Origin of the sequence: Komagataeibacter europaeus LMG 18890 (assembly GCF_000285295.1) — a bacterium.
GTDB lineage: Bacteria > Pseudomonadota > Alphaproteobacteria > Acetobacterales > Acetobacteraceae > Komagataeibacter > Komagataeibacter europaeus.
On record NZ_CADP01000006.1, the window covers coordinates 64,838 to 78,115 of the forward strand.

Sequence of the window (13,278 nt, forward strand, 5' to 3'; positions counted from 1 at the left end):
TCCCGGTGCCCCGCCGGTAACGGCGGAAGAAGAATGGCGTCGTATCGGGCCCGTTATCCGTGCGGTGCGGGAATGCACCGGTCCTGATGACCTGCACCTGTCCATTGATACGCGACAGGGCATGGTCATGGACCGTGCATTGGGGGCGGGGGCCAGTATCATCAATGATGTTTCGGCCCTGACATATGATCCGGCTGCGCGCAGGGTGGTGGCGCGGCACGGCTGCCCGGTCATGCTCATGCACATGCGGGGCACGCCTGCAACCATGCATGACCATGCAGCGTATGACGATGTTGCGGTGGATGTGGTGCGCGAACTGGCGCACAGGGTGGATGAAGCGGTGGCTGCCGGTATCGACAGGGCGCGCATACTGATTGATCCGGGCATCGGCTTTGCCAAGACGGTGGAGGGTAATCTGGACCTGCTGGCCCGTCTTCCGCTGCTGGCCAATCTGGGCTGCCGGGTGGTACTGGGCGTTTCACGCAAGCGCATGCTTGGTGAAATCTGCGCCCAGCCAGATGCGGCCCGCCGTGATCCGGCCACCATCGCCGCCAGCCTGCCGGGACTGGTTTTTGCAAATACCGTGCTGCGTGTTCACAACGTTACGGCCATGATGCAGGCGATGCGTGTCACCCAAGGGCTGGATCGTCACTGACAGGTAAGGTAGGTCGGGTGTACGACCTGAATGCATCCGGAGATCCCCAGTAATGGTAAAAACAAGAAAGCTGTTCGGCACTGATGGAATTCGGGGCACCGCCAACCGTTTTCCCATGACGGTCGAAGTGGCGCAGAAGCTGGGACAGGCTGCCGGCCTCCGCTTCATTCAGGGGACTCACCGCCATAGTGTGCTGCTGGGCAAGGATACGCGCCTGTCGGGGTACATGATCGAATGCGCGCTGGTATCGGGCTTCCTGTCGGCAGGCATGGATGTGACACTGGTGGGACCGATGCCGACACCCGCCATTGCCATGCTGACCCGTTCGCTGCGCGCGGATCTGGGGGTCATGATTTCGGCGTCGCATAATCCGTATGGTGATAACGGCATCAAACTGTTCGGCCCGGATGGATTCAAACTGTCGGATGAGACGGAAGCCGGGATCGAGGCGGCGATGAATTCCGATCTGACCCATATGCTGGCAGCCCCGGACCAGATCGGTCGGGCGTCCCGCCTGAATGACGCGGCGGGACGGTATGTGGAAAACGCCAAATCCTCCTTCCCGCGCGGGTTGCGGCTGGATGGGCTGCGGATCGTGATCGACTGCGCCAATGGCGCGGCCTACCGTGTCGCGCCAACGGCATTGTGGGAACTGGGGGCGGAGGTCGTGCGGATCGGGTGCGACCCCGATGGCATCAACATCAATGAAGGCTGTGGCTCCACCCGGCCCGAAGCCCTGTGCGCCGCCGTGCTGCGGCACCGGGCGGATATCGGTATCGCCCTGGATGGGGATGCCGACCGGGTGCTGATTTCCGACGAAAAGGGCCGCCTGATTGATGGCGATCAGATCCTTGCCCTGATTTCCAAGTCATGGGCGCGGCAGGGACGGCTGTCCAGCCGGTATATCGTGGCCACGGTCATGTCCAACATGGGGTTGGAACGCTATCTGGAAACACAGGGGCTGGAACTGGTCCGCACGGCGGTAGGCGACCGCTATGTCGTGGAAAAGATGCGCGAACTGGGTGCGAATATCGGGGGCGAGCAGTCAGGGCACATGGTCCTGTCCGATTTCGCCACCACGGGCGACGGGCTGATCGCCGCCCTGCAGGTCCTGGCGGAAGTGGTGGAATCCGGCCGCCCCGCCAGCGCGGTCTGCCGCATGTTCAAGCCCTATCCCCAGCTTTTGCAAAATGTCCGCTTTGCCGGGAAAAGCCCGTTGCAGGACCCGCAGGTGCAAGAAGCCCGCAAGGCCGCGGAAAAACGCCTGGGGGAACGCGGGCGGCTGCTGCTGCGTGAAAGCGGGACGGAACCGCTGGTGCGCGTGATGGCGGAAGCTGAAGATGAAGTGCTGGTAAAAGAAGTGGTCGAGGACATGTGCGACGCGATCAACGCGATCCAGATGGCGGGTTGATCCATGAAGGGACGTATCCTGATCATGGCTGGCAGCGACAGCGGGGGCGGGGCCGGTATCCAGGCGGATATCAAGACCGTCACCATGCTGGGTGGTTTCGCCATGACCGCCGTGACGGCGCTGACGGCGCAGAACACGCTGGGCGTGCATGAGGTGATGCCGGTATCACCCGCCTTCGTCATCGCCCAGATGCGCTGTGTCATGGATGACCTTGGCGTGGATGCGTTCAAGAGTGGCATGCTCGACCGCGCCGAGGTGATCGAGGCAATCGCCGGCGTGCTGATGACAGCAGTCGGCATTCCCTACGTCCTTGATCCGGTCATGGTGGCGAAGGGGGGCGCCGCGTTATTGCAGGACAGTGCGCTGTCCGCCCTGAAATCCCGGCTGCTGCCGCTTGCATCCGTCCTGACCCCAAACCTGCCGGAAGCCGAGGTCCTGCTGGACCGGCGGATCGGGAACCGGATGGAAATGGTTGCCGCAGCACACGATCTGCTGGCGCTGGGACCACGTGCCGTGCTGCTCAAGGGCGGGCATATGGAGGGCGACGAACTGGTGGATGTGCTGCTGGCGCGTGGTGGCGCGGCGGAAGAATTCGTGACCCGGCGCATCCATACCCGCCATACGCACGGTACCGGTTGCACGCTGGCCAGTGCGATTGCAACAGGCCTGGGTCAGGGCATGTCCCTGCGTGATGCGGTGGTACGGGCACGCGCGTATGTACACAAGGCGATTGCCGGGGCCCCCGGCTATGGCAGCGGGGCGGGGCCACTGGATCATACGGCTGGAATGGCGACGTGGCCATCTTAATGGTTAATTAACAAAACAAATGATATTAATCCATAAATATTATAACAGGGCAGTAATATATTATCAACTTTAGGTTGTCTGCGAATTACAATGCACCTATAGGTGGTTACGTTGTAAAATATCTACTGGATGGTCGATATGCGGATTTTGCTTGTTGAGCCTGTTGCACGAAAAGCCGAAGAGACCACCCGGCACATGGAAAAAGGTGGATTTACGGTAGATCATGTCGATACGGGGCATGATGCGCTGGGAATGCTGAAATCGTATAATTACGATCTTGCCGTCATTGATGTCCGGCTGCCTGATGTGGATGGGTATGAAGTCCTGCGTATCAGTCGGGCCGCGCGTGTACCGACCCCGGTGCTGATCCTGTCGGAAGAGCGGGCCTCCATGGCCAAGGTGAAGGCATTTTCCATCGGTGCGGACGATTATGTGACACGTCCCTATGAATCCATGGAACTGGTTGCGCGGATGCAGGCGGCCCACTTGCCGTAACCCCTGAACGGGCCAAGGCGCAGGTGGCGGTTTTCTGATCGCGTCCTGGCTGGCATGTGGTGCGGATACTGGCACTCCATGCCTTGAAAAAAGACATAGGTTACAGGGAATACTTGGCAACACAAAAAAAAGGCAGGCCACCATATGGTAAGCCTGCCTGAGTTTTAAAGTGATGATTCGATATGCGATGCCCCCATCGCCCTGCTGTTATTGCATTGGTGTTCCATCCCCGGACATGAGATAAATCAAAGTCGGTCGGAATAATGCATATGTTTTTTCTGTGACATCTTTATTCCGTTTCGCGCATGGGACAGGATGCGGGAATTAACAGGATGGAAACAGGCAGAATGTCGATGGGACACCGTAAAAGGTTCAGGCATCTATACACTGGCGGCATATTGCTGATCGCGGCGGCAGGTAGCCTGAGCGCGTGTGAAAGCGTGCATGACCAGATCGTGGACAAGGAAAACAGCCTTGCCGCGGCAGGGTTCGTCGCACGTCCGGCCAATACGCCGGAACGTCAGGAAATGTTGCAGAAACTTCCCGCCAACCGGTTTCTTCAGAAATCGTTCGGGGATCACATGTTGTATGTCTATTCCGACCCCAAGGTATGCAATTGCCTGTATGTCGGTAACCAGGCGGCCTATGGACGGTACATGTCCTATGTGCAGGCCCAGAACCTGGCGGACCAGCAGCAGATGACGGCTGACATGTACCAGGATGCCTCATGGAACTGGGGCATGTGGGGCTGGGGTGGCGGCTGGGGCGGCCCGTGGGGCGGTGGCTGGTGGTAAGGGATTGCGGTACATCCATGTACCGCACCTGATCAGTGAGGGTTCACACCAGTTTGGGACGGTGGTCGGCATAGACCACCATCTGCCACGCTTCCCGCGTGCCAAGCCGGTGTGGATGGGCGTGGGCGGGGGGCAGGAGATGCCCTTCGCTTACGGCAATTTCCACGCCGCAGCCAACACAGCGGTAAATGCCGGAATGGGGCGCCACGGTACGGGGGGGATGGATCTTGTCGAATTCAGGATCGGTCCACGTATCAACAAACTGTGCGGACTGATAGAGGGCCATCCCGTTCTCCATACTTTCCCATCGGCTGCCAAGGTTGTCGAACCTGTCAGAAGGGCTGTTAAAACAACATTTAGCATGCATGTTATGTTACGCCACCCTCTTCGGTCATCCATCCTTCCGGTAACTGAATGCAACGGCCCGGATGGGGCATGTGGCACCGGTTAAGGAACGGTTCAGGACAGCCAGAGTATAAGGCAGTATATTATTTAAATTCGCGTAACACCTATCCCCCTGAACGCAGGGTCAGTGACTGGTCAATGGTCTGGGTAACAATGGCGTTCAGGCCGCCATGGGCTGCGGTCCACTGGAATGGATCGGCATCATTGTTGAATGTCGGGTCAAGCTGGTCACCGGTGACCGTGCCATACACCTGAAAATACATGTCGGGACGGGCCGGAATGGTATCCATTGTCCATGTCCAGTCATCGGACAGGAGTGCCGTCGCGCCAATGCGCGCGCAGGGATGGGCATGGGACAGGGTTACCGCCGTTGTGGTCATGAGGGCCGCCTGTGGACGGTGATAATCGCCATCCCCCCCGATATCTTCCATCTGCAACTGGCGGCGACGTGCTTCTTCCGCAGGGGGGATGTTACGCCACCCATCCCCGTCCGGGGCGGCATGGGCACGATCCAGTGGGTCAGATGCAGGGCCGAAGGCATGTCCGGCGTAGCTGAGTGCGGTGCCTGCGGGCACATGGATCGGACCCCGCGCCGGGGAATCCTGCACAAAGGCGTTTTCCACCGCGTGCTGTTGCAGGCACAGTTCGATTTCACCGCCAGCCCATGCAGGTCGGGCCGACAGGAATGCACAGGCCAGGCCGACATATGCGGCCATGCGCCAGGCTGTCCGCGCCCGGTCAGGCAGGCGATGCCGTTTCCCTGACCGGGAAGCGGCATGTGACGTCAACATGCGATGCATGAAAACGACCGGAAACGACCGCGTATCAGTGGGCGGACTTCTTGCCGCTACCCTGGCCATCAGGGGAGCCGACCATGTCTTCGGATACGAAGCGGATGCTGTTCTGGGCTTCCTGCAGCGCGCTGTCAGCGCCCTTGGTGTCCTTGCCCGCCAGCAGGTTGGACGCACGGTAGACATCGCCCGCGCTGGCATCCAGCGGTGCGATGGCCAGGACGAAGTCAACATCCACGGCCGCGACCTGCAGGTTCTGTGCCGCCTGTGCGGTCTGGCCCTTGTTCAGGCTGGTATTGGCGGACGCCACGGCCGACCCCTTGGGGGACGTGGGCTCAAGGTCTTCGGTCACGATATATTCGCCGTCAACCGGCAGCCATGCGACAGGCTGGGTGGATGCCGAGGCGGAGGGAGCGGGCGCGCCAGCCGGCGCCTTCTTGGGCGGGGTCAGCTGGGCTTCCGCCTTCATGAACACCTTGTTGTCGCTCTTGGCGCGGGTCAGGGCATTGTTGGCGTCGATCAGCAGCTTGGCCGCGCCGGCAGGGTCGTTATTGGCCAGCGCGGTGCGGGCCATGGCGATATCGTCAAACGCGCGGCTGCCATCAGCCGACAGCTTGGCAAAGTCACGATTGACGGCACGGCCGTTGGAAGGGGCGGCATGGGCGACACCCAGCGCGGTTCCCATCATCAGGGCGGCGGCGGGCAGTAAGGCAAACTTCTTCATGGTTCATATCTCCGGTCTCTGTCATTGCATCATCGCGCGGCGCCAGATGTAACAAAAGATGTGGCAACGCAATGCGGCTGCACTGTCTTCGCATGTCAGGCCTGACCCGGCGCAATCATGTAAAAATGCGGTATGGTCATGTTTCCGCCATGCGTTAGTATGAAACAGTGCCGTTCCCGTCTGGAACGGACCTGTCTATCAAGGAATGAACCATGTCTGAATGTACAACCAAGTGCCCTTCCAAGTCCCCTTGCCTCAAGGGCATCCTGGTTCTTGGCGCGATTGCCGGCGTCATCGCGTATTTCCTTAAGAAGAAGAAGTGCAACGGCTGATCTGCCGTAATGTCGTGCCGGCCATGCCCCGTCGGGGCGTGGCCGCGCGCGGCACGTCCTGCCGCCAGGCCCGTGGTGTGCCGTGACGCAGCCGCCAGGGTACCGCCGTATCATCCATGTGGACATGGATGCATTCTATGCCTCGGTTGAACAGCGCGATGATCCCGCCCTGCGGGGCAGGCCCCTTGCGGTAGGGGGCGTGGGCCGCCGTGGCGTGGTGGCGGCCGCCAGTTATGAAGCCCGCCGTTTCGGTGTCCGTTCGGCCATGCCGTCCGTGACCGCGCTGCGTAAATGTCCCGACCTGCTGTTCGTGCCGCCGCGCTTTGATGTCTATCGCGCCGTCTCGGCACGGATTCATGACATTTTTTCGCGTTTTACCCCGTTGATCCAGCCGCTTTCGCTTGATGAAGCCTATCTGGATGTCACGCACCCCCTGCAGCCCTATCCATCCGCCACGGCGATTGCGCAGGCCATTCGCGACCTTATCCGTGAAGAGACGGGGCTGACCGCATCCGCTGGTGTATCCTACAATAAATTCCTGGCCAAGCTGGCGTCGGATTATCACAAACCGGACGGGCAGTTTGTCATAACACCGCGCATGGGCGCCGATTTTGTAGCCGCCCTGCCGGTGGAGGAATTCCATGGCATCGGCCCGGCCACGGCGGCGCGGATGCACGCGCTGGGCATTCGCACGGGGCTGGATCTGCGCCAGCAGCCGCTGTCCCGCCTGCTGCGGCATTTTGGCAAGGCGGCGGATTTCTATTACGGCATCGCGCGCGGAATTGATGAACGCCCGGTCGAGGTCAACCGTCCACGCCGTTCGGTAGGGGCTGAAAAGACATTTGAAGCCGATATCCATGACTGGCCTGCGGCATGTAACAGTGTGGTGGACCTGTCGGCACGGGTCTGGGACCGCTGTACTGCCCGCAGCCTGACGGGCGTTACCGTGACCATAAAGGTAAAATACAATGATTTCCGCCAGATCGTGCGCGGGCGTACGGCGGCGGAACCGGTGCGTGACGCAGGCGACCTGATGGATCGGGCGCAGGCGCTGCTGGCCCCATGCTTTCCCCCGCCACGGGGCATAAGACTGCTGGGCATTACCGTATCGGGACTGCGCGCGCGCGATACGCAGCCTGCGCCCCGGCAACTGGCGCTGTTCGGATAATAAAGAAGTTTCTGGTGAAGCTTTTTTCCAAAAGCTTCAGAAAACATCGCCTTTTTGAAAAAAGGCGATACCCAAAAACTTTTATCTACTCATAGGAAATGATGGCGGCCCGTTCATTACGGCATGCATATGAATTCGTCAGATCGTTCAGCATGTGAAAGGATGGGACCTGTATCGACAACAAACAGGATGCAGGAAGCCTACATGGTAGAGTCCGGACGGGTCATTATGGTTTCAGGTGCCGCGCGCGGCATGGGGGCCGCCATCGCCCGCAAATTTTATGACGAGGGCTGGTGCGTCAGCCTTGGCATGCGCACCCCCCACATGCCCGCATGGGCGGATGGAGAACGTGTGCTGGTCTCCCGCTATGACGCGCTTGACGCCGCGACCGAAGCGGCGTGGGTGAAGGAAACGCAGGCCCGTTTCGGGCGGATTGATGCCGTTGTGGCCAATGCGGGCATTGGCACATGGAAAAGCGTCATCGATATTTCGGAACGCGATATGGATGACATGCTGGAAGTCCATATCAAAAGCCCCCGCAGGCTCGTGGCCGCCGCATGGGACCAACTGGTGGCCTGTGGGCAGGGACGGGTGATCGTGATCGGTTCACTGTCCAGCAAGCGGGTTTATGATGCGGATTCAGGGGCCTATGCCGTATCCAAATTCGGGTCGCTGGCGCTGGCGCACGCCATCCGCCATGCAGGTTTTGACCATGGCATCCGGTCCACTGTCATCTGCCCCGGATTCGTCAAGACGGACATGGTGGCCGGCATGATGCCGGACCTGAAAATGACCCCGCCGGAGGAAATCGGCCGCATTGCCCATTTCCTTGTCACCTCCCCCAACGAGGTCAGCATTTCCGAAGTGCCGGTCAACTGCCGGGCGGAAGAAAGCTTCTGACCGGCCGGCCTGCCACCGCCCGCCGCATGCCCCTGCGGGACGTTCAGGCGGGTGGATAGGCGGGCAGGGGTTCAGGACGCAGGTCGGCGGGCAGGTATAACGGATGTTCAGGCCGGCCCGAACGGCGGCTCAGGCGCATGGCGCTGACGGTAATGCCGTGCTGCTGCAGCATCCGCACCACGTCCGGCCCGCGCGACAGCAGGCTCCTGATCTGGGGGGAGCCGTAAGCGGCAATCACCAGGTCGGCCCGGCGCGCCATGTCCAGCAGGTGACGGTCATTATCGGGGCCAACGGGATCGGGCACCTCCGTCAGGCGTTTCTGGTCGGTGCAGCGATAGGCGAACGTGTTGCCCACCAGCAGCGTGCCGTAGCCCCATGCACGGGCATAACGCTGGCATTTGGCCACGGTGCGGTCATCCCCATCCTCGGTCGCGACCGACGGGTTCATCATCAGCCACATGACAGCGGGGCGATCCGCATTCCACGTGCGCGTCAGTTCATAGCGGTAGCACTTGTCCGGACCGCCATAGACGGCATGGCTGACCACATCATCGGCCAGGCGCAGCGGACGGGAAGACCCCACATGGTGGGTGGCAGACGGCTTGGTATCCATGCCCGTATTCATACGCATGGCCGCGTGAAGGTCCACCCCACGCGGCCATGCATCATCCCATTGGATAAAAAACTGTTTTAGAAAAGTTTCCGGTGAAGCTTTTTCAAAGCTTCAGAAAGAATGCCGCCTTTTTGGAAAAAGGCGGCACCCGGAAACTCTTATTGTTTTTTATCAATGGCCTGTTCTGAAACAGCCCCTTAGCGCGGCGTGCCGATCTTGTGGGGGGCGACCATGATTTCACGGCCCTTGAGCATGCCATCCCAGTATAGCACCGGCATGACCCATTCCTTCAGCATCCATGCCAGATGCGTGGGCTTGCGGCCATTGAGCAGCCATGTCGGCAGGGTCGGCTCCAGCTTGCCGCCATAACCGAATTCCGCCAGCACGATCTTCCCGCGTTCGACCGTCAGCGGGCATGCGCCGTAACCGTCGTAATCGGCGACGGCGGGCTTGTGGTCCAGCGTGGCCAGCACGTTGACCGCAACCACCGGGGCCTGCACGCGCACGGCGGCCGCCGTCTTGGCGTTGGAGGTGCCTGCCACGTCACCCAGTGCGAACACATTTTCATATTTCGTGTGTCGCAGGGTGGCGGGGTCAACCGATACCCAGCCGCCTTCACCTGCCAGCGGGCTGTTGCGGATCACGTCCGGCGCGCGCTGGGGCGGGACGACATGCAGCATGTCGAATTCCGTCTCGGTCGTGGTCTTGGTGCCGTCTTCGGCCACGTTGGTGAAGGTGGCGACCCGGTTCTTGCCATCCACCTTCGTCAGGTTGGATTTCAGGCACAGGTCGATGTGGTAGCGCTGGATGTATTCCATCAGCGCCGGCACGAATTCCTTTACCCCGAACAGGCCCGGCGTGGCGGTGTGGAAGGAGACATTGATATTGTCGGCCAGTCCCCGCCTGCGCCATGCGTCACAGGCCAGGTACATCGCCTTCTGCGGCGCGCCCGCGCATTTGATGGGCATGGGCGGCTGGGTGAACACGGCATTGCCCCGGCCCAGCGTCTGCACCAGCTGCCAGGTGTAGGGGGCAAGATCATAACGATAGTTGGAGGTCACGCCATTGCGGCCCAGCGTTTCGCTCAGCCCCTCGATCCCGTCCCAGTCCAGCGTCAGGCCGGTTGCGACAACCAGCACCTCGTAGCGGATGGATGACCCGTTCGACAGGTGCACAAGGTTGGATTCGGGCTCGAACCCGGTCGCCGCCGCCTGCACCCAGTCCGCGCCGGCGGGGATCAGCCGCTTTTCCGAACGCCGCGTTTGGGACTGCTTGAATACGCCGCCGCCCACCAGCGTCCAGCCCGGCTGGTAGAAATGCGATCCTGACGGTTCGATGATCGCGACCGTGATACCGCCCCGGCGCTTGAGAATGCTGGCTGCCGTGGACAGGCCGGCCGCCCCGCCGCCTACCACGACGACATCATAGGTCAGCCCGTGTGCGGGGCTGGACAGGTTCGGGGCGGCTGGGTCGGTATCTGTCATGAAGGGTCTCCGTAACTCAGAATGTAAAACCGGCTCTAATCGGCTGTAACAGGAATGTCATGAACCGCTGACCGGGATTTTGATATAACTTATACCATTGTCTTCCGGTTCGGGCAGGTGCCCGCCACGCATGTTGACCTGCACCGAAGGCATGATCAGGTTCGGCAGCGACAGCGTGGCATCGCGTGCGGTGCGCATTTTGACGAATGCATCTTCATCCACGCCGTCATGAACGTGGACATTGTCGCGTCGTTCCGCGCCGATTGTGGTTTCCCACGCATATTCGTCGCGTCCCGGCGCCTTGTAGTCATGGCACAGGAAGACACGTGTTTCGTCAGGCAGCGACAGCAGCCGCCTGATGGAATGGTACAGCGTGCGGGCGTCGCCCCCCGGAAAATCGGCGCGCGCGGTGCCGTAATCGGGCATGAACAGCGTATCACCGATAAAGGCCGCATCCCCGATCACATACGCCATGTCCGCGGGCGTGTGGCCTGGTACGTGCAGGGCGATGGCGGGCAGCGAACCCAGCATGAACCGTGTCCCGTCGCTGAACAGGCGGTCGAACTGCGACCCGTCGCGCGCGAAACGGGTGCCCGCATTGAACATTTTGCCAAAGATGTCCTGCACGCGGATGATGGATTCCCCGATCCCCAGCCTGCCGCCCAGCCGTTCCTGCAGCCAGGGTGCCGCGGACAGGTGGTCGGCATGGACATGCGTTTCCAGCAGCCATTCCACCTTCAGTTTTTCCGCCGTCACGTAATCCACGATTTCCTGCGCCATGGCGTGATCGGTCCGGCCGGATGCGGGGTCGTAGTCCATCACGCTGTCCACGATGGCGCAGGCCATGGTGGCGGGATCATGGACGACATGGGTGGCGGTGAAGGTCGGATCGTCAAAAAACGTCCTGACAACAGGCACATGGCCCGTGGCGCGGCATGTTGTGATCTGGCTGGTGGCAGCCGCGATGACAGGGTCGGTCATGGAATGGCTTCCATACTTTATGAATTACATAATAAATGTATGTTATAAGATGGCTTGCGTCAAGGCGCGACAGATGCAAAAGGGCAGGACATGAGCAATGAGGGAAGCATTCCCGCAACCGGTGGCATGACCGAGGCCCGCCCGTTGCGTATTGGTGACGTGGCGCCGGACTTTCAGGCGCGTACCACGAAAGGTGAGATGCGCCTGTCGGATTTCCGTGGGCGCTGGCTCCTGTTTTTCTCGCATCCGGCGGATTTCACGCCGGTCTGCACCAGCGAATTCATGGCGCTGGCCAGGGCGCAGGACCGTTTCGACGCGTTGGACTGCGCCCTGCTGGGACTGTCGGTTGACGGCCTGTACGCGCATCTGGCGTGGCTGGAGACGATATACGAACGCTTCGGGGTCGAAATTCCCTTTCCGCTGGTGGAAGACCCTTCCATGGCGGTATGCCGGGCTTATGGCATGCTGGACCAGACCGCGCAGAACAGTGCCACCGTGCGCGCATGCTACGTGATCGACCCCGATGGCGTCATCCGCGCCGTGATGTGGTATCCCATGTCCGTCGGCCGCTCGGTCGAGGAACTGCTCCGCCTTGTTGAGGCCCTGCGCCGCAGCGCGGGCAATACCGTCATGACACCCGAAGGCTGGGTGCCGGGCGGCGACGTGGTCAGGCCCGTGCCCACCACGCAGGCCGGTGTGCGCAAGGCCACGGGCCAATGCTGGTTCTACAACACCGTGCCCGATACGGGCCGCACGCGCTAGCGCGCCATGCCTGGCAATGGGGAAATGATGCCCGACCACAAGAACCACGACCGCCGTTCCTATATCCTGACGCTGTCATGCCCGAACCGTCCGGGCATTGTCGCCGCGATCAGCCACGCGCTGTTTGAACTGGGTGGGGATATCGCGGGCGCCCAGCAGTTTGATGAACGCGAAAGCCGTATCTTCTTCATGCGCGTCGTGTTCAGCGTGCCGGCCGATGGCATTGCGCGCGGGGGGCTGGACGTGGCGCTGGCGCAGGTTGCCGCCCGGTTCGGCATGAAATGGTCGCTGCGTGAAAACCCGCGTCCCACCCGTACCGTCATCATGGTCTCGCGCTTTGACCATTGCCTTGTGGACCTGCTGTACCGCTGGCGCATCGGCGAACTGGCCATTGAACCGGTGGCCATCATCGCCAACCATCCCCGGCAGACCTATGCCCATATCGATCTGGACGGCATTGCGTTCCATTACCTGCCGGTCACCGCCGCCACGCGCGGGGAACAGGAAGCCCGCATCGCGGATATCGTGCGCGAGACGGAGGCCGAACTGGTGGTACTGGCGCGGTACATGCAGATCCTGTCCGATGGCATGAGCGAATGGCTCGCCGGGCGCTGCATCAACATCCATCATTCCTTCCTGCCCGGTTTCAAGGGGGCGAGACCCTATCACCAGGCTTTTGCCCGTGGTGTGAAGCTGATCGGGGCCACGGCCCATTTCGTGACGCCCGACCTGGATGAAGGCCCGATCATCGAACAGGATGTCGAACGCATCACCCATGCCGACAGCCCCGATGACCTGATCCGCAAGGGGCGCGATATCGAACGCCGGGTGCTGGCCCGCGCCGTGCGCTACTTCACGGAATGCCGGGTCATTCCCAACGGGCACAAGACGATCGTGTTCAATCCATGACGCCAGCGGGCCACGGCGGGGGTGGGCCACGGCGTGGTCCGCGCCCG

The 13,278-nt window shown here is 61.2% G+C and carries 15 protein-coding genes; 9 read left to right on the forward strand and 6 right to left on the reverse strand.

The features are described from left to right. The 5 genes from folP to GEU01_RS04330 form a co-directional block, all read left to right on the forward strand. A partial coding sequence (gene folP / locus GEU01_RS27715; protein ID WP_456303506.1) for a dihydropteroate synthase occupies nt 1-655 on the forward strand: 655 nt, incomplete at its 5' end. Between the two features lie 52 nt (nt 656-707). Next, on the forward strand, nt 708-2,066 hold the full coding sequence (glmM, locus tag GEU01_RS04315; protein ID WP_019085080.1) for a phosphoglucosamine mutase: 1,359 nt from the start codon (nt 708-710) through the stop codon (nt 2,064-2,066). A 3-nt stretch (nt 2,067-2,069) separates the two neighbouring features. Further along, on the forward strand, nt 2,070-2,873 hold the full coding sequence (thiD, locus tag GEU01_RS04320) for a bifunctional hydroxymethylpyrimidine kinase/phosphomethylpyrimidine kinase (RefSeq protein WP_019085081.1): 804 nt from the start codon (nt 2,070-2,072) through the stop codon (nt 2,871-2,873). Nucleotides 2,874-3,011: 138 nt separating this feature from the next. After that, entirely contained in the window at nt 3,012-3,368 is a 357-nt protein-coding gene (locus tag GEU01_RS22275) for a response regulator transcription factor (RefSeq protein WP_232272401.1), read from the forward strand. 398 nt (nt 3,369-3,766) lie between these two features. Continuing rightward, complete coding sequence (locus GEU01_RS04330) at nt 3,767-4,162, forward strand: hypothetical protein (RefSeq protein WP_010510886.1); 396 nt, start codon at nt 3,767-3,769, stop codon at nt 4,160-4,162. A gap of 43 nt (nt 4,163-4,205) precedes the next feature. Here GEU01_RS04330 and GEU01_RS04335 read toward each other — a convergent pair whose 3' ends face one another. The 3 genes from GEU01_RS04335 to GEU01_RS04345 all read right to left on the reverse strand — a co-directional run bounded on the left by GEU01_RS04335 (nt 4,206) and on the right by GEU01_RS04345 (nt 6,082). Beyond that, nucleotides 4,206-4,448 carry a hypothetical protein gene (locus tag GEU01_RS04335; protein ID WP_010510883.1) on the reverse strand — a complete coding sequence of 81 codons (243 nt, stop codon included), beginning with the start codon at nt 4,446-4,448 and terminating at the stop codon, nt 4,206-4,208. A gap of 223 nt (nt 4,449-4,671) precedes the next feature. Continuing rightward, nucleotides 4,672-5,283 carry a hypothetical protein gene (locus GEU01_RS04340; RefSeq protein WP_019085084.1) on the reverse strand — a complete coding sequence of 204 codons (612 nt, stop codon included), beginning with the start codon at nt 5,281-5,283 and terminating at the stop codon, nt 4,672-4,674. A 109-nt stretch (nt 5,284-5,392) separates the two neighbouring features. Beyond that, entirely contained in the window at nt 5,393-6,082 is a 690-nt protein-coding gene (locus GEU01_RS04345; protein WP_019085085.1) for a YfdX family protein, read from the reverse strand. A gap of 414 nt (nt 6,083-6,496) precedes the next feature. Between GEU01_RS04345 and dinB the strand changes: the two genes are divergently transcribed. Both dinB and GEU01_RS04360 read left to right on the forward strand, forming a co-directional pair. Then, on the forward strand, nt 6,497-7,582 hold the full coding sequence (gene dinB / locus GEU01_RS04350) for a DNA polymerase IV (RefSeq protein WP_019085086.1): 1,086 nt from the start codon (nt 6,497-6,499) through the stop codon (nt 7,580-7,582). A 204-nt stretch (nt 7,583-7,786) separates the two neighbouring features. Beyond that, nucleotides 7,787-8,482, forward strand: coding sequence for an SDR family NAD(P)-dependent oxidoreductase (locus tag GEU01_RS04360; protein WP_053323189.1), 696 nt, complete (start codon nt 7,787-7,789; stop codon nt 8,480-8,482). A gap of 43 nt (nt 8,483-8,525) precedes the next feature. Here the strand turns inward: GEU01_RS04360 and GEU01_RS04365 are convergent, their stop codons facing one another. The 3 genes from GEU01_RS04365 to GEU01_RS04375 all read right to left on the reverse strand — a co-directional run bounded on the left by GEU01_RS04365 (nt 8,526) and on the right by GEU01_RS04375 (nt 11,560). Further along, nucleotides 8,526-9,113 carry a DUF1643 domain-containing protein gene (locus GEU01_RS04365; RefSeq protein WP_187293513.1) on the reverse strand — a complete coding sequence of 196 codons (588 nt, stop codon included), beginning with the start codon at nt 9,111-9,113 and terminating at the stop codon, nt 8,526-8,528. Between the two features lie 179 nt (nt 9,114-9,292). Next, nucleotides 9,293-10,579 carry an NAD(P)/FAD-dependent oxidoreductase gene (locus GEU01_RS04370; RefSeq protein WP_010510870.1) on the reverse strand — a complete coding sequence of 429 codons (1,287 nt, stop codon included), beginning with the start codon at nt 10,577-10,579 and terminating at the stop codon, nt 9,293-9,295. Nucleotides 10,580-10,636: 57 nt separating this feature from the next. Further along, complete coding sequence (locus tag GEU01_RS04375; RefSeq protein WP_019085089.1) at nt 10,637-11,560, reverse strand: MBL fold metallo-hydrolase; 924 nt, start codon at nt 11,558-11,560, stop codon at nt 10,637-10,639. Between the two features lie 90 nt (nt 11,561-11,650). Here GEU01_RS04375 and GEU01_RS04380 point away from each other — a divergent pair, with 90 nt between their 5' ends. Together GEU01_RS04380 and purU are read left to right on the forward strand one after the other, a co-directional pair. Then, nucleotides 11,651-12,322, forward strand: a complete 672-nt coding sequence (locus tag GEU01_RS04380; RefSeq protein WP_019085090.1) for a peroxiredoxin — start codon at nt 11,651-11,653, stop codon at nt 12,320-12,322. Between the two features lie 6 nt (nt 12,323-12,328). Beyond that, nucleotides 12,329-13,231: a formyltetrahydrofolate deformylase gene (purU, locus tag GEU01_RS04385; protein ID WP_019085091.1), complete on the forward strand. Its 903-nt coding sequence runs from the start codon at nt 12,329-12,331 to the stop codon at nt 13,229-13,231. Nucleotides 13,232-13,278: the final 47 nt, after the last annotated feature.

Excerpts from the sequence above, each read along its gene's own strand:
- glmM (WP_019085080.1), top strand. The coding sequence starts at position 708 with ATGGTAAAAACAAGAAAGCTGTTCGGCACTGATGGAATTCGGGGCACC.
- thiD (WP_019085081.1), top strand. The coding sequence starts at position 2,070 with ATGAAGGGACGTATCCTGATCATGGCTGGCAGCGACAGCGGGGGCGGG.
- GEU01_RS22275 (WP_232272401.1), top strand. The coding sequence starts at position 3,012 with ATGCGGATTTTGCTTGTTGAGCCTGTTGCACGAAAAGCCGAAGAGACC.
- GEU01_RS04335 (WP_010510883.1), bottom strand. The coding sequence starts at position 4,448 with ATGGCCCTCTATCAGTCCGCACAGTTTGTTGATACGTGGACCGATCCT.
- GEU01_RS04340 (WP_019085084.1), bottom strand. The coding sequence starts at position 5,283 with ATGGCCGCATATGTCGGCCTGGCCTGTGCATTCCTGTCGGCCCGACCT.
- GEU01_RS04345 (WP_019085085.1), bottom strand. The coding sequence starts at position 6,082 with ATGAAGAAGTTTGCCTTACTGCCCGCCGCCGCCCTGATGATGGGAACC.
- GEU01_RS04360 (WP_053323189.1), top strand. The coding sequence starts at position 7,787 with ATGGTAGAGTCCGGACGGGTCATTATGGTTTCAGGTGCCGCGCGCGGC.
- GEU01_RS04365 (WP_187293513.1), bottom strand. The coding sequence starts at position 9,113 with ATGCGTATGAATACGGGCATGGATACCAAGCCGTCTGCCACCCACCAT.
- GEU01_RS04370 (WP_010510870.1), bottom strand. The coding sequence starts at position 10,579 with ATGACAGATACCGACCCAGCCGCCCCGAACCTGTCCAGCCCCGCACAC.
- GEU01_RS04375 (WP_019085089.1), bottom strand. The coding sequence starts at position 11,560 with ATGACCGACCCTGTCATCGCGGCTGCCACCAGCCAGATCACAACATGC.
- GEU01_RS04380 (WP_019085090.1), top strand. The coding sequence starts at position 11,651 with ATGAGCAATGAGGGAAGCATTCCCGCAACCGGTGGCATGACCGAGGCC.
- purU (WP_019085091.1), top strand. The coding sequence starts at position 12,329 with ATGCCTGGCAATGGGGAAATGATGCCCGACCACAAGAACCACGACCGC.